The organism is Marinobacterium halophilum (genome assembly GCF_003014615.1).
Taxonomy (GTDB): domain Bacteria; phylum Pseudomonadota; class Gammaproteobacteria; order Pseudomonadales; family Balneatricaceae; genus Marinobacterium; species Marinobacterium halophilum.
The window spans coordinates 42,436-58,362 of sequence record NZ_PYGI01000014.1; the positions used below are offsets into that span (position 1 = coordinate 42,436).

9 protein-coding genes are annotated in these 15,927 nt (G+C 54.4%); 5 read left to right on the top strand and 4 right to left on the bottom strand.

What is annotated here, in order from left to right; genetic code table 11:
* Positions 1-6 precede the first annotated feature (6 nt).
* Together serS and CLV44_RS10665 are read left to right on the top strand one after the other, a co-directional pair.
* Positions 7-1,281: a serine--tRNA ligase gene (serS, locus tag CLV44_RS10660; protein ID WP_106592107.1), complete on the top strand. Its 1,275-nt coding sequence runs from the start codon at positions 7-9 to the stop codon at positions 1,279-1,281.
* Between the two features lie 143 nt (positions 1,282-1,424).
* Positions 1,425-2,633 carry a UbiH/UbiF/VisC/COQ6 family ubiquinone biosynthesis hydroxylase gene (locus CLV44_RS10665; protein WP_106592108.1) on the top strand — a complete coding sequence of 403 codons (1,209 nt, stop codon included), beginning with the start codon at positions 1,425-1,427 and terminating at the stop codon, positions 2,631-2,633.
* Between the two features lie 51 nt (positions 2,634-2,684).
* Here CLV44_RS10665 and CLV44_RS10670 read toward each other — a convergent pair whose 3' ends face one another.
* Positions 2,685-3,179, bottom strand: coding sequence for a phasin family protein (locus tag CLV44_RS10670; RefSeq protein WP_106592109.1), 495 nt, complete (start codon positions 3,177-3,179; stop codon positions 2,685-2,687).
* A 142-nt stretch (positions 3,180-3,321) separates the two neighbouring features.
* Positions 3,322-3,705: a phasin family protein gene (locus CLV44_RS10675; RefSeq protein ID WP_170069322.1), complete on the bottom strand. Its 384-nt coding sequence runs from the start codon at positions 3,703-3,705 to the stop codon at positions 3,322-3,324.
* Between the two features lie 333 nt (positions 3,706-4,038).
* Here CLV44_RS10675 and CLV44_RS10680 point away from each other — a divergent pair, with 333 nt between their 5' ends.
* The gene (locus CLV44_RS10680; RefSeq protein ID WP_106592111.1) at positions 4,039-6,954 is read left to right on the top strand and encodes an insulinase family protein; all 2,916 of its coding nucleotides are present in this window, start codon (positions 4,039-4,041) and stop codon (positions 6,952-6,954) included.
* Between the two features lie 66 nt (positions 6,955-7,020).
* A complete protein-coding gene (locus tag CLV44_RS10685) occupies positions 7,021-7,875 on the top strand; it encodes a DMT family transporter (RefSeq protein ID WP_106592151.1) in 855 nt (284 codons plus the stop codon).
* 46 nt (positions 7,876-7,921) lie between these two features.
* On the opposite strand, the gene CLV44_RS10690 is transcribed toward CLV44_RS10685, so the two are convergent.
* Complete coding sequence (locus CLV44_RS10690) at positions 7,922-10,150, bottom strand: NADP-dependent isocitrate dehydrogenase (RefSeq protein WP_106592112.1); 2,229 nt, start codon at positions 10,148-10,150, stop codon at positions 7,922-7,924.
* Between the two features lie 407 nt (positions 10,151-10,557).
* On the opposite strand from CLV44_RS10690, the gene CLV44_RS10695 reads away from it, so the two are divergent.
* On the top strand, positions 10,558-11,940 hold the full coding sequence (locus tag CLV44_RS10695) for a sensor domain-containing diguanylate cyclase (protein ID WP_211298126.1): 1,383 nt from the start codon (positions 10,558-10,560) through the stop codon (positions 11,938-11,940).
* On the opposite strand, the gene metH is transcribed toward CLV44_RS10695, so the two are convergent.
* A complete protein-coding gene (gene metH / locus CLV44_RS10700) occupies positions 11,937-15,647 on the bottom strand; it encodes a methionine synthase (RefSeq protein ID WP_281257822.1) in 3,711 nt (1,236 codons plus the stop codon). The genes CLV44_RS10695 and metH overlap by 4 nt on opposite strands.
* Positions 15,648-15,927 lie beyond the last annotated feature (280 nt).

Here is a 15,927-nt window from a genome sequence, read left to right on the forward strand (position 1 = left end):
GATCTCATGCTGGATCCCAAATATGTACGCGCCAACCCGGATGAGGTGGCCAATCTTCTGAAGAAAAAGGGCTATGCGTTTCCGGTCGAGCAGTTTGTAGAATTGGATAATCAGCGCAAGGTTATCCAAACCGAAACCGAGACTCTGCAGAACGAGCGCAACACCCGGTCGAAAGGGATCGGCAAAGCCAAGGCCGCTGGTGAAGATATTCAGCCGCTGCTGGCGGAAGTGCAGAACCTGGGTGACCAGCTGGATGCTGCCAAGGAGCGTCTGCAGGCCGTACAGGCTCAGCTGGATGACCTGTTGCTGGGCGTACCCAACATTCCGCATGAATCTGTGCCTGAAGGTGCTGATGAAGATGATAATGTTGAGGTGCGTACCTGGGGAACACCGGCCGAGTTCGATTTCGAGCCGCTGGACCATGTAGCGCTGGGCGAGAAAAACGGCGAACTGGACTTTGAAACGGCGGCCAAACTGACCGGTTCCCGTTTTGCGGTCATGAAAGGCAAGGTTGCTCGCCTGCACCGTGCACTGACCCAGTTCATGCTTGATACCCATATTGCCGAGCATGGCTATGAAGAAATCTACGTACCTTACATGGTCAATGCAGATTCGCTTCAGGGTACTGGCCAGCTGCCCAAGTTTGAGGAAGACCTGTTCCGCATTCCTTTCGGTGATCGTGATTACTACCTGATTCCGACGGCTGAAGTTCCGGTTACCAATACGGTGCGTGACGAAATCGTGGAAGCGGCGGCCATGCCATTGCAGTACACCTGCCATACGCCTTGCTTCCGTTCTGAAGCTGGCGCATCAGGGCGTGATACGCGCGGCATGATCCGTCAGCACCAGTTTGACAAGGTCGAGCTGGTTCAGGTGGTCGAGCCGAGCAAGTCCTGGGATGCGTTGGAAGCGTTGACCGGCCATGCGGAAGCGATCCTGCAGAAACTGAACCTGCCGTACCGAGTGGTTGCGCTTTGCGGAGGTGATTTGGGTTTCAGTGCAGCTAAAACCTATGACATCGAAGTTTGGTTGCCGGGTCAGGGTAAATACCGTGAGATCTCATCCTGTTCCAATATGGCGGATTTCCAGGCGCGTCGCATGAAGGCCCGCTGGCGCAACCCGGAAACCGGCAAGCCTGAGTTGGTGCATACTTTGAACGGCTCCGCTTTGGCGGTTGGCCGTACCTTGGTTGCGGTACTGGAAAACTACCAGACGGCAGAGGGGGTTGTACGTGTGCCTGAAGCACTGCAGCCCTACATGGGTGGCGTGACCGAACTGTAACGCACCTATTACCTGCCTTGTCTCTGAGCCCCGCTTGTGCGGGGCTTTTTCGTTTCAGGGCTGACCTCGGGCAAGCGACCATTACGGCCATCGGGTATACTGGCCCAATCATGGGTAGATCACGTGTATTAAGGAGCGCAGCAATGCAAACGCGTTACGATGTTCTGATCGTCGGTGGCGGTATGGTGGGGTCGGCCCTGGCGTGCGCACTGGGCGAGAGTGGGCTCTCAGTTGCGGTATTGGAACGCAGCCTGCCAGTCGAATTTGCCCCTGAGCAAGCACATGACCTGCGCGTATCGGCACTGAGTATCGCCTCCGAGCGTTTTCTGCATAACATCGGAGCCTGGGAAGGGATTGCGTCCAGGCGAAGCTGTCCCTACAAGCGGATGAAGGTGTGGGAGCATGATGCGCAGAAAGCAGCGACCGAATTTGATGCCGGCACGATTGGTTACTCGCACTTGGGCCATATTGTCGAAAACCGTATTGTGCAGATCGCGTTGCTGGAGCGGGTGCGTCAATTGAAGAATGTTGATCTGATCTCGCCTGCGCTGACACATCGTATCGATTACTCACCCGGAGCGACTCTGGTCGAGCTGGAAAACGGCGATCAAATCGTGGGGCGTTTGGTTGTAGCAGCCGATGGTGGAGATTCCATGGTGCGCCAGGCTGCGGGCATCGGCGTTACAACCTGGGATTACCAGCAACATGCGCTGGTTGCCGGTGTCAGTACAGCCTATGGCCAGGAAGACATTACCTGGCAGCAGTTTACCCCGACCGGGCCGTTGGCGTTTTTACCGCTGAGTGGCCATAACGCCTCAGTGGTTTGGTACAACACACCGAATGAAGTAAAACGACTGCGTGCATTGTCGGATGAAGACTTTCTGGCGCAGCTCCATCAGCGCTTTCCCGCCGAACTGGGCCAGCTGACGGGGTTGCAAGGGCGCAGTAGCTTCCCGCTGCGGCGTCAGCATGCACAGCAATACGCAATTGAAGGGCTCGTGTTGGTGGGCGATGCCGCGCACATGATTAATCCGCTGGCTGGGCAGGGGGTCAATATAGGGCTGTTGGATGCCGCTGCGCTGGCGGAGGTTTTGCTGGCCGCCCACATGGCCGGCGAGGCGATTGATTCAATGGCAGTGCTGAGCCGGTATGAGCAGCATCGTCGCCGTCATAACTTGATGATGATGCAGGTTATGGATGGTTTCTACCATGTGTTCAGCAATGATATTGGCCCATTGAAGTTACTGCGTAATGTAGGGCTCGGGCTTGCAGGGCGTGTATCACCCGCACGCAGGCTGGTGATGGAATATGCGATGGGTATTCGGGGCAATGTACCGGAGCTGGCGCGCTGAAACAAAAAATGACCGCCGGAGCGGTCATTTCAGGTAACTGTGCGGTACCACTTATGCGGAAGTGGATGCCGCTTGTGCAGAATGGGTCTTGCGTGCAGCAGGCTTGGCAGCAGGCTGCTTTTCGGTTTCTGCTTCAGCAGCGGCTTTCGGCATGAAGGCATTGATATCAAAGCCTTTCAGGTCGAAGGCGGGCACGGTGAATGCGCTCATGTCTACAGACGGCATGGCATTCATGGCATCCAGGCTCTGTTCGAAGATAGAGGTGACCTCCTCACGTACTTCGTTCAGGGCAGCCAGTTCCTGCTCGGCAACTTCGCTCCACTGAGCTTCCTGCTCTTTGAGGAAGTTCATCTGCAGTGTAAACGCGTCCTTGGGATCTTTCACCTCGGTCAGAGCCTTAACCTGTGCAATGCTGGCATTGACAGAGTTGGTGAAAAATTCGGACTGCAACGCAAAAATCCTTTCAGCCGCTTTCCGGTTCAATTCAGCCAACTCGGTAACCGGCTTCATCTTGCTCTGCATCTCTTTCAGCATATTGTCGTACATAAATTATCTACCTTCTTATAAATGCAATCGCATGCAATTAACACTTCCTGTGATGACTGCAATGCAGTTATCGAGTGGTGATAACTGCCATCCCCGGAAAGCGGGTCACTGCTGACATATATAGTCAGCAGCGCGAATAGTATTATTTGGTGTTCTTGGTCATGTCCATCGGCTTCATGAACTTCTGCAGGTCAGCCATGAACGGCATGTCCTTTACATCGCCCAGATCAGCAACACTTTTTTCAACCAGACCGGTCATCTGCTCTTTGGCTTCAACCAGAGCGGCAACTTCTTTCTCGGCAATGTCGGTCAGCTTGGCTTCGACCTCTTTCAGGTATTTAACCTGAAGTTCAACAGCTGCTTTCGGCTCGCGGGCTTCAGACAGAACTTTCATCTGGTTCAGGCTGGCATTAACGAAATCAGACACGTAGGCAGACTGCAGGGCAATCAGCTTTTCGGTGGTCTTTTTGTTGATCTCGGCCATATCCATAACCGGCTTCATGGAATCTTTCATTTTATCGTACATGTTGGTCACCTCTATAAATAACGTTTGCAGTAAATGTACTGCCTGGTTGCTTTGCTGCATTGCAACATAGTGCTAACTCTATTGTTTAACATTTATACTGTCAAGCGGTTTTTGTGCAGTGCACAATAGTTTTTCAAGTCTTTTAGCACCGAGATCATCATGTCCATTCGGCCGATGTTCAGATGCCATGAATGTCGTTGTCCAATGCTGTGTATCTGTATGTGCTGTTGCAACAAAGGCGAGTTTGCGACTTGGCTGCACTGCAATGATGATCCGGAATCGTTACAATGCGATAAAACAGCTATCTACAGTTATTAATAGGTAAGGCCTCTCATGCAAGCAGACCATAGTCACTCCGCATTTCGCTTCCTGCAGAGCAGGGTGGTTGACGCCCTGAACATCGAAGTGGCCGAATATGAACATACGGCAACAGGCGCACGTCATTACCACATTGCGTCAGACCATGATGAAAACGTATTTCTGGTTGCATTTCGCACGGTTCCCCAGGATTCGCGTGGTGTCGCTCACATCCTGGAACATACGGCGTTGTGTGGCAGTGAACGCTACCCCGTGCGCGATCCCTTCTTCATGATGACGCGTCGTTCACTGAACACGTTCATGAATGCGTTCACCAGTAGTGACTGGACGGCGTACCCGTTTGCCAGTCAGAACAACAAGGATTTCTACAATCTGCTGGATGTTTATCTGGATGCGGCGTTCTTTTCCCGTCTGGATCCGCTGGATTTCGCCCAGGAGGGCCACCGTATCGAGTTTGCCGAGGCGAGCGATACGGAATCACCGCTGGTATACAAAGGGGTGGTGTACAACGAAATGAAGGGGGCGATGAGCTCGCCGGTGTCGACCTTATGGCAGACGCTGAGCCGTCACCTGTTCCCGACCACAACCTACCACCACAATAGTGGTGGGGAGCCGGCCTGCATTCCGGACCTGACCTATGATGACCTGCTGTCGTTCTACCGCAGTCATTACCACCCCAGCAATGCCGTCTTCATGACCTTCGGTAACCTGCCGGTGGCTGAATTGCAGCAGCGTTTTGAAGACAACGCGCTATCGCGCTTTGAGCGCCGTAATGAAGTGATCGCGGTTAATGATGAGAAGCGTTACTTCGCTCCGCTTCGCATTGAAGAGGCTTACTCGCTGGCGCAGGAAGATCTGTCGCAGTCGACGCATCATGTGCTGGGTTGGTTGTTGCCGCGCTCAATCGATCTGGATGACCTGATGCAAGCGCATCTGCTCAGTCGAGTGCTATTGGACAATTCCAGCTCGCCGCTGCGTGCCGTACTGGAGTCCAGTGACCTGGGCAGTGCGCCGTCACCACTGTGCGGTCTTGAAGATTCCAACCGTGAAATGAGCTTCATGTGCGGTCTTGAAGGCAGTGAGCCGGAGCATGCGGCCGCGTTCGAAGCGCTGGTGCTGGATACGTTGGCCACGATTGCTGAAGAAGGCATCGCAATGGATATGGTCGAAGCCCAGTTGCATCAGCTTGAGCTGAGCCAGCGCGAGATTACCGGTGACGGCTACCCCTTTGGTCTGCAATTGATCCTGGCCTCCATGCCGGCGGCCATTCACCGTGGTGATCCGATTGGTGTGCTGGATGTTGATCCGGCACTGGAGAAGCTGCGTGAACAGATCAAGGACCCTGATTTTATCCCCGGCCTGATTCGTCGCTGGTTGCTGGATAACCCGCATCGGGTCCGTTTGACCTTGCGTCCTGACGCTGAGCTGGCCGACCGTCGTGATGCGGCGGAAGCGGCTCATCTTGAGCAGATTAAAGCCGGACTGGATGCTGTGCAGGCACAGGCGCTGATCGAGCAGGCCGATGCGCTTGAAGCACGTCAGCAGCAAGTCGATGATGACAGCATTTTGCCCTGTGTCACGCTGGAAGATGTGCCTGCCGAGTTGCACCTGCCGACGGCGGATGAGTTGGCCAAGGGTGAGCTGGATACAACCTGGTTCAGTGCCGGTACCAATGGCTTGGTGTATCAGCAGGTCATTGTTGATCTGCCGGATTTGAATGAGTCTGAGCAGGCACTACTGCCACTTTACACCTACTGCTTGACCGAGTTGGGTTGCGGGGATCGTGACTATCGTGTCAATCAGGCGTACCAAAGTCAGGTGACCGGTGGCCTGCATGCGTATACAAGCTTGCGTGGCAGCGTTGATGACGAACAGCGGGTAGCGGCTTATCTGGTGATGTCGGGCAAAGCACTGAGCGTAAACAGTGACAAGCTTACGCAGCTGATGGCCGAAACACTTGAGCGCGCGCGTTTTGACGAGCAGTCACGCATCGGCGAGATTGTTGCTCAGCAGCGCACGCGCCGTGAGCAGAGCATTACCGGTTCGGGTCATGCTCTGGCGATGATGGCGGCCAGTGCCGGTTTTGCCCCGGTGGCTCAGTTCAGTCACCGCACTCGCGGCTTGGAAGGTGTGCGCCAGGTCAAGGCGCTCGATAAGCGTATCCAGGCACCCGAAGCACTGGTGGCATTGGCCGATGAGCTGGCGGTACTGCATGCCCGTATCGCGCAGGCACCACGTCGCTTCCTGTTGGTGGCTGAAGAGGAGCATCAGCAGGCTATTTTGCAACAGCTGGCGCAGTCTTGGGCACCACAAGCTGACACTGTGTTTGTGCCGTTGCAGTTGCCGACTACACGGAAGCCCGTTCATCAGTTGTGGTTGACCAACACCCAGGTCAACTTCTGTGCTTGCGCGTTCCCGACTGTACCCACCGGACATGTCGATGCAGCAGCACTGACCGTACTCGGCGACTTCCTGCGCAATGGCTATTTGCATCGTGCCATCCGCGAAAAGGGTGGGGCCTATGGTGCCGGAGCAGGGCAGGATAACGGTGATGCGGTATTCCGTTTCTTCTCATACCGTGATCCTCGTGTTGAAGGGACGCTGGACGATTTCCGTCAGGCCGTTGATTGGTTGAGTGAGTGCACCGATCAGCAGCAGCGCTTGCAGGAAGCGATCCTGGGTGTCGTCAGCTCAATGGATAAGCCGGGGTCTCCTGCGGGCGAAGCCAAGTCGACCTATCATAGTGAACTGTTTGGTCGTTCTCCGGAGGTTCGACAGGCTTTCCGCCAGCAGATCCTGGCAGTGACCATGGATGATCTCAAGCGTGTCGCTGCGGAGTACTTGAAGCCTGAGCGTGCCAGTGTAGCGGTCGTCACCAGTCCAAAAACAGCGGAGACATTGCCGACAGATTTCGAGCGTATCGAAATCTAAGTGCATCGCTGATCCTGATGGCCACCCGCCTTCTGCCGGTGGCCTTTTTTGTTGTTGGAGTCTGCGTTGACTGCGAATCCTTTGCTGCAAGGCGCACTGCTGATTATATTGTCGGAGTGTGCGCTGGTGGGCAGCGGCATTATTATTCGCCAGCTGAGCGATACTCTGCCTACAGAGGTGCTGGTGTTTCTGCGCAACAGTCTGGGGTTGTTATGGCTGCTGCCCTGGATTTTGCGTCGAGGGCGGCGTGAATTGCCAACACAACGCATCCATCTGCATCTGTTGCGGGCGTTGGTGGGCGTGACCGCCATGTCCTGTCTGTATTATTCATGGGCACATCTCTCATTGGCGCAAGCGGCGTTGTTGAAGCAGACCTCTCCGTTCTTTGTGCCGTTGATTGCCTTCATATGGCTGCGAGAACGTATCAACCGTGCTGTTCAGGGGGCAATTCTGGTGGGCTTTCTGGGCGTGATGTTGATCCTGCAGCCTGCATCGGGTGCTTTGGAAACTGCTGCGTTGCTGGCATTGATGGGGGCTGCTTTGGGCGCGACGGCAAAAGTGTGTATCCGTGCCATGCGTTCAACGGAGTCTCCACAACAGATCGTATTCTACTTTGCGCTCTTTGGTGCGTTGTTGGCGGCTATTCCGGCCTGGCAAAATTGGGTTATGCCTCAAGGCGGTGAATGGGTCTGGTTGTTCGGGTTGGCGGCGGCTTCAACGCTGGCGCAGCTTTTGCTCAGTCGTGCCTATGGTTTGGCTGGCGCGGGTACGCTGGGGCCTTTCACCTATGCGTCCATTCCTTTTGCAGCCATTGCGGGCTGGTTATTGTGGGATGAAACCTTGGGGTTGTTGACGCTGGCAGGGATGGGGCTGGTGTGTGTTGGGGGGCTGCTGGCCTTAAGAGGGCGAGGGACACGATAAAAAAACCCGGGCAAGCCCGGGTTTTTTGTTACTCACTCAGTCTGGCTTACTTTTTGAAGCTGGCCAGGATCTGATTGAAGGTTGCGCTCGGGCACATGACCTTGAATACTTCGTCGAGGTTGACGTGGTAGTAGCCATCCAGGTCAGCCGGCTGTCCCTGTACAGCGTTCAGCTCGTCAACGATCTGCTGTTCGTTCTGAGTCAGAGCTTCAGCCAGCGGCTTGAACTCGGCTGCCAGGTCTGCATCGTCGGTCTGCGCAGCAACTTCCTGAGCCCAGTACATGGCCAGGTAGAAGTGGCTGCCACGGTTATCCAACTCGCCCGCTTTGCGTGACGGTGACTTGCCGTTTTCAAGCAGACGCTCGGTTGCTTTATCCAGTGCGGTTGCCAGTACCTTCGCACGGACATTGCCTTTCTTGATGCCCAGCTCTTCCAGAGACACGCCCAGTGCCAGGAACTCACCCAGTGAATCCCAACGCAGGTGGTTTTCCTGCATGACCTGCTGAACGTGTTTCGGTGCAGAACCGCCTGCGCCTGTTTCGTACATGCCGCCACCGGCCAGCATCGGTACGATAGACAGCATTTTTGCAGACGTGCCCAGCTCCATGATCGGGAACAGGTCGGTCAGGTAGTCACGCAGAACGTTACCGGTCACAGAGATAGTGTCCAGACCGCGAATCAGACGTTCCATGGAAACACGGATCGCTTCGTTGTAGGACATGATGGAGATGTCGAGACCTTCTGTGTCGTGCTCTTTCAGGTACTCTTTGACTTTCTTGGTCAGCTCCAGATCGTGCGCACGTTCCTGGTCCAGCCAGAAGATGGCCGGAGTATCGGACTGACGGGCACGGGTAACGGCCAGCTTGACCCAGTCGCGGATCGCCGCGTCTTTGGTCTGGCAGGCACGCCAGATATCGCCTTTTTCGACGTCGTGCTGCATCAGTACGTTGCCAGCTGCGTCGATAACACGCATGGTGCCGTCAACCTGGATCTCGAACGTCTTGTCGTGGGAACCGTACTCTTCTGCTTTCATGGCCATCAGGCCGACGTTCGGTACAGTACCCATGGTGGTCGGGTCGAAAGCGCCGTTGGTTTTACAGAAGTTGATCATTTCCTGGTAGATGCGCGCATAGGTAGACTCAGGCATAACAGCCTTGGTGTCTTTCTGCTTGCCATCGCGGCCCCACATCTGACCGGAGTTGCGGATCATGGCCGGCATGGACGCATCAACGATTACGTCACTCGGGATGTGCAGGTTGGTGATACCTTTAACGGAGTCAACCATCGCCATTTCCGGGCGGTGTTCGTAGCAAGCATGGATCGCTTCTTCGATTTCGTCCTGAGTCGACTGCGGCAGAGACTTGATCTTCTCGTAAACGCTGCTCATGCCGTTGTTGGGGTTAACACCGATTTCGTCGAACAGTTCACCGTATTTGTCGAATACTTCACGGTAGAAGACGCGTACCGCGTGACCGAATACGATCGGGTGAGAAACCTTCATCATGGTTGCTTTTACGTGCAGGGACCACATGATGCCGGCTTCTTTACAATCCTGCAGCGTTTCTTCGAAGAACGCGTCCATTGCCTTGGCGCTCATGAACATGCCGTCGAGGACTTCACCTTTTTCCAGGTGCAGTTCTTTCTTCACTTCCGGCTGGCCGCCCTTGGGGGTGAACTCGATGCGCACGTCAGTTGCATCAGCCATGGTGACGGACTGTTCGCTGGAGAAGAAGTCGCCGCCGCGCATGTAATCGGCGTGGGAGCGGGAAGACTTGCTCCACTTGCCCATGGAGTGCGGGAATTTGCGAGCGAAAGCTTTGACGGCAGCCGGTGCGCGGCGGTCAGAGTTGCCCTGGCGCAGTACCGGGTTTACCGCGCTGCCGAGGATGCCGGCGTAACGCGCCTTGGCTTCTTTTTCGGCATCAGTCTGTGCGTTTTCAATATAATCGGGGATGTCGTAACCCTGTCCCTGCAGCTCCTGAACGGCAGCACGCAACTGCGGTACAGACGCACTGATGTTCGGCAGTTTGATGATGTTGGCTTCAGGATCTTTGGCCAGTTCGCCAAGGAATGCGAGACCGTCTTCAACGCGCTGTTCTTCAGTCAGGCGTTCGGGGAAGGCCGCGAGAATACGGGCAGCCAGAGAAATATCGCTCAGATCAACTTCGATATCGGCAGATGATGCGAAGGTGCGAATAATCGGCAGCAGTGATGCGGTCGCGAGTGCAGGAGCTTCATCGGTAAGGGTATAGATGATTTTTGATTTTGTAGACATGGTTTTCCCCGATATGATTTATGGCTGGATTGCCAAGGGCTCGTTCGGGTGATGGATAATCACCCTGCGCAGTCCAGAAGAGCCTGGCGCTTGTAAATCGGCTACAAATTATAAAGCCTGAAGGGGGGATTTCATACCCGAGGAGTATCGACTTAGGGATAACGGACTGAAATTCGGTGCTTATTCGATGCAATGCAGTGTTGTAGTACAATGCCTCACATTTACTGTGTCATGTTGATTATAGTGGTGCATTAGTGTTCTCGTTTTAGCCAATCGTTTAAGGAAAAGTGATGCAAAACGATCTGCAGTCATGTCCCTACTGTGGAAACTCAGGGCTCCATGTTCAAGGGGGCAATGATCATGTTCACTTCATATGCTGCCCGAGCTGCGGTGGCCGTGGTCCGAATATGCCGATTTCGACAGAGCCATCGATGTTGCCGCACCTGCAAAGCGATAGTCTGATGCACACGGTAATCAATGAAGCCCCCGACATTATCCTGTTGAAAGATTGGAATGGACGTTTTTTGCTGTGTAATAGTGCGTTGGCGCGCCTGTATGGCAGTACACCTGAACAGATGGTCGGCAAGTCGGATGCAGACTTCAATCCTGACCAGGATCAGGTACGTTTCTATCAGGAAAATATTCAGGCGGTGATGCGCAGTGGAGTAGTACAGATTATTGAAGAAACCTCTACTGATGTGGCAACCGGAGAGCCGCGTTATTTCCAGTCGATCAAAAAACCACTAAAACGACCCGATGGCAGCGACTGTATTTTGGTTATCGCGCACGACGTCACCGAGCTGAAACACGCATACGCTCTGCTCGAACAAAAGGAAAAGCGCTACGACTACGCGATGGAGGCTGCGGGTGAAGGTATCTGGGATTGGGATATTCTGAATGACCGAGTTTTGCATAACTACAAATGGTGCGAGCTGTTGGGGTTGGACGACGCACTGACGGAGCATCCCATGTCGGCCCTGGGCGTATTGATTCACCCGCAAGATCGGAATGGCATGATGGCAACGGTACAGCAGGCGTTGGACGGTGATGGTACATATGCTCATGAACATCGCATGCTCCGAACCAGCGGAGAAGTGGTGTGGGTATATGACCGTGGCCGTGTGGTTGAATATGACGAGGCCGTGCAGCCACGGCGTATGGTCGGTAGCATTAGCGATATCACGGCACGCAAGATGGCCGAGCGTCGTCTGGAAGAAGCCAGTCAGCAGGTGACGCAGGCCAATGAGCAGCTGGAGAAGTTGGTGGCCGAGCGTACCGCGGAGTTGGCTAAGGCCAATCGAGAGCTGCAGATATTGGCTAGGCGAGATGCCCTGACCGGTGTTGGTAACCGATTGCAGCTGGAGGAATGGCTGTTCGGGTTGAGCCGTGATCGTTCTGCTGTTGTCATTATGCTGGACATTGATCATTTCAAACGCATTAACGACCGCTACGGGCACAAGATGGGTGATCGGGTGCTGAAGACCGTGGCGCAGTGTCTGACTGAGCATGTACGCCGCGACGATCTGGTTGCGCGAATGGGTGGAGAAGAGTTCCTGCTGGTGCTGACAGGAGTTGATATGAATCAGGCACTGGCAGTTGTTGAAAAACTACGCGCCCATATTGAAACTCTTGATATGTTGCCGGAAGCCGATCAACACATTACAGCCAGTTTTGGCGTGGCAACCCTGTCTGATAATGATTTTGACCATGCGATGGCACGTGCGGATGAGGCGTTGTATGAAGCCAAGCACCGGGGACGCAACCGGGTAGTCGCGTCCCCTTTGGGTTAGCCTTGCTCCGGCTCGTAGCCCAGGTTGGGTGCCAGCCAGCGTTCGGCCTCGTCCATGCTCATGCCTTTGCGTTTGGCATAACTTTCTACCTGATCTTCACTGATCTTGGCTACTCCGAAATAGCGCGACTCGGGATGACTGAAGTACCAGCCACTGACCGCTGCGGTTGGCAGCATGGCAAAGCTGTCGGTCAACGTCATACCGATATTATGTTCGACATCCAGTAGCTCCCACAATAAAGCTTTCTCGGTGTGATCTGGGCACGCCGGATAACCGGGGGCGGGACGAATACCCTGGTATTGCTCGCGGATAAGCGCTTCGTTATCGAGCGTTTCGTTGCTGGCATAGCCCCAGAATTCGGTCCGCACTCGCTGGTGCAAGCGTTCGGCAAAGGCTTCGGCCAAACGGTCAGCCAGTGCCTTGATCATGATGCTGTTGTAGTCGTCATGATCGTCTTCGTACTGTTTGACCCACTTGTCGATACCGATGCCAGCCGTCACGGCAAAGGCACCAATGTAATCCTGCACGCCGGAATCCTTCGGTGCAACATAGTCACTGAGGCAGTGGTTGTAACGGCCTTCGATCTTCTGTGTCTGCTGGCGCAGGTGGTGAACTTTCATTCGCACCTGATCGCGGCTGTCATCGGTATATACTTCGATGTCATCAAAGCCTGTGCTGTTGGCCGGGAAGAGGCCGAATACACCGCGTGCACGCAGCTTCTTGTTGTCGATAATATCGCGCAGCATCAATTTGGCATCTTCAAACAGCTTGCGCGCTTCTTCGCCCACGACTTCATCGTCCAGAATGCGCGGGAAGCGGCCAGCCAACTCCCAGGACTGGAAGAAAGGTGTCCAATCAATGCACTGGCTTAAATCTTCCAGGTCGTAGTCCTCGAATACATGCAGGCCCGGTTGCAGAGGCTGAGGTGCGGTATAGCCGTCCCATTCAATCGGATGACGGTTAGCGCGTGCAGCTTCCAGGGTAACGCGGCGCTGATCATGCTGGCGTGCCGCATGACGTTCACGTACTGACTGATATTCTTCCTTTATCTCTTTGATAAAGCTTTCTTTTTTGCTTGCCGAAAGCAGGGCTGATGCAACACCAACCGAACGTGAAGCGTTGGTTACATGCACCACTTGGTTGTTCTTGTAGTTGGGTTCGATTTTGACCGCCGTATGCGCTTTGGAGGTAGTGGCACCACCAATCATCAATGGCAGATCAAACCCCTGACGCTGCATTTCCTTGGCGACATGGACCATTTCATCCAGTGACGGGGTGATGAGTCCGGAAAGGCCAATGATGTCGGCATTGGTTTCCCGCGCGGTTTGCAGAATTTTTTCGGCGGAGACCATCACGCCAAGGTCAACGATTTCAAAGTTGTTGCATTGGAGTACCACGCCGACGATGTTCTTGCCGATATCGTGTACGTCACCTTTTACCGTGGCCATGACAACTTTGCCGGCCGAGCTGCTCTCGTTATCGGCTTTTTCCTCTTCGATGAACGGCATCAGGTAGGCCACGGCCTTTTTCATCACGCGAGCGGATTTGACCACCTGCGGCAGAAACATTTTGCCGGCTCCGAACAGGTCACCCACGATGCCCATGCCGTCCATCAGCGGGCCTTCAATCACCTGCAGCGGGCGATCGAAATTATGACGGCATTCCTCCACATCATCTTCAACATAATCGGCGATGCCTTTGACCAGTGCGTGGGACAGGCGTTTGTTGACTTCCCAGCTGCGCCACTCCAGATCCTGTTTGACCGATGATTCGGACGCGCCGCCACGGTATTTTTCCGCCAGTTCGAGCATGCGCTCGGTGCCGTCTTCGCGACGGTTGAGGACGATGTCTTCAACATGCTCACGCAGGTCTTCCGGCAGATCGTCGTAGATCGCCAGCTGGCCAGCGTTGACGATGCCCATGTCCATGCCGCGCTGGATGGCGTGGTACAGGAATACGCAATGAATCGCTTCACGTACCTTGTCATTGCCACGGAAGGAGAAGGACACGTTGGAGACACCGCCGGAAATCTTTGCGTAAGGCAGATGCTGCTTGATCCATCCGGTCGCATTGATGAAATCGTTGGCGTAGTTATTGTGCTCTTCAATACCGGTCGCAATGGCAAAGATGTTGGGGTCGAAGATGATGTCTTCAGGCGGGAAGCCGACCTTGTCGACCAGCACTCGATAGGAGCGTTCACAGATCTCGATCTTGCGTTCATAGGTATCGGCCTGGCCGGTCTCATCAAATGCCATCACCACAACAGCGGCACCGTAGTGACGAATCTTGCGTGCCTGAGCGATGAAGTTCTCTTCGCCTTCCTTCAGGCTGATGGAGTTGACGACTCCCTTGCCCTGAATGCGCTTGAGGCCTTCTTCCATGACATGCCACTTGGACGAGTCGAGCATGATCGGGACACGGGAGATGTCAGGCTCGGAAGCGATCAGATTGAGGAAGCGGTTCATGGCCGCTTCTGAATCCAGCATCCCTTCATCCATGTTGATATCGATGATCTGGGCACCGTTTTCAACCTGCTGGCGCGCAACGTCAAGCGCGGTCTCGTAATCACCTTCCTTGATCAGACGGCGAAACTTGGCCGACCCGGTGACGTTGGTACGTTCGCCCACGTTGACAAACAGAGTGTCTGCGCCAATGTTCATCGGCTCAAGGCCGGATAAGCGGCACTCGACAGCGATGTCTGGAATGGTGCGCGGTGCCTGGTCGAGCAGGGCTTCGCGGATGACACGAATGTGTTCAGGTGTACTGCCACAGCAGCCGCCGACAATATTGACGAAGCCGGACTGTGCCCACTCGCGAATCTCTTCGGCCATCTGCTCGGGGGTTTCGTCATAGCCGCCGAACGCATTCGGCAGTCCCGCATTGGGGTGTACGGAAACATAGGTATCGGCTACGCGGGACAGCTCGCCAACATACTGGCGCAGCTCTTTTGGTCCCAGGGCACAGTTCAGACCAATACTGATTGGGCGCGCATGGCGTACGGAGTTCCAAAACGCCTCGGTTGTTTGGCCTGACAACGTACGGCCGGAGGCATCGGTAATGGTGCCCGAAATCATCACCGGCAGGCGGATCTGATGCTGCTCGAAGTAGTATTCGATCGCATAGATGGCCGCCTTGGCGTTAAGCGTATCGAAGATGGTTTCGATCAACAGGATATCGGTACCGCCTTCAATCAAGGCATCGATGGATTCCGTGTATGCTTCAACCAGCTCATCAAAGGTAACGTTGCGGAAGCCGGGGTCGTTTACATCCGGGGAGATGGTTGCGGTGCGGTTGGTTGGGCCAAGAACACCGGCAACATACCGCGGCCGATTCGGAGTCTGAGCCGACACTGCATCAGCGGCCTCGCGTGCCAGACGAGCGGCAGCGACGTTAATCTCGCGGCTCAGCGCTTCCATCTCGTAATCGGCCATGGCGATACGCGTAGCGTTGAACGTGTTGGTTTCAATAATATCGGCACCGGCCTCAAGGTAGGCCGTATGGATGTCGCGGATCATATCCGGCTGGGTCAGAACCAGCAGGTCATTGTTGCCTCTGACATCCAGATGCCAATCGGCAAAACGCTCACCACGATAATCCGCTTCGGACAACTGGCGCTCCTGGATCATGGTACCCATACCGCCATCGAGCATCAAAATACGTTGGTTCAGAGCATGACTGAGCTGTGCGTGCAGATTATTGTCGTTCACGTGTACATCCATTGAGTGAGCTTTTTTAGAGAGGGCATATTGTAGTCTAAACATAAGGCGTTTTGCCTGAGGGCTGATCATGCACTATTGAAAATATTTAAAGATTGTTGCGCTGTAGAGGTTTTGTGGCTGTTTTTTTGCGGTTACGGGTTTGTCCTGAGTGCAAAACCACCCATGTCGACACTTTTTGCATCTCTGAGTTGCACGGAGATTTTACAACTCATACTAAAGTTGTTGGATGTTAGCTTAAGTGTTTGTTAACAAATAAGATATTGTCGTG

Excerpts from the sequence above, each read along its gene's own strand:
- CLV44_RS10690 (WP_106592112.1), bottom strand. The coding sequence starts at position 10,150 with ATGTCTACAAAATCAAAAATCATCTATACCCTTACCGATGAAGCTCCT.
- CLV44_RS10675 (WP_170069322.1), bottom strand. The coding sequence starts at position 3,705 with ATGTACGATAAAATGAAAGATTCCATGAAGCCGGTTATGGATATGGCC.
- serS (WP_106592107.1), top strand. The coding sequence starts at position 7 with ATGCTGGATCCCAAATATGTACGCGCCAACCCGGATGAGGTGGCCAAT.
- CLV44_RS10695 (WP_211298126.1), top strand. The coding sequence starts at position 10,558 with ATGCCGATTTCGACAGAGCCATCGATGTTGCCGCACCTGCAAAGCGAT.
- CLV44_RS10680 (WP_106592111.1), top strand. The coding sequence starts at position 4,039 with ATGCAAGCAGACCATAGTCACTCCGCATTTCGCTTCCTGCAGAGCAGG.
- CLV44_RS10665 (WP_106592108.1), top strand. The coding sequence starts at position 1,425 with ATGCAAACGCGTTACGATGTTCTGATCGTCGGTGGCGGTATGGTGGGG.
- CLV44_RS10670 (WP_106592109.1), bottom strand. The coding sequence starts at position 3,179 with ATGTACGACAATATGCTGAAAGAGATGCAGAGCAAGATGAAGCCGGTT.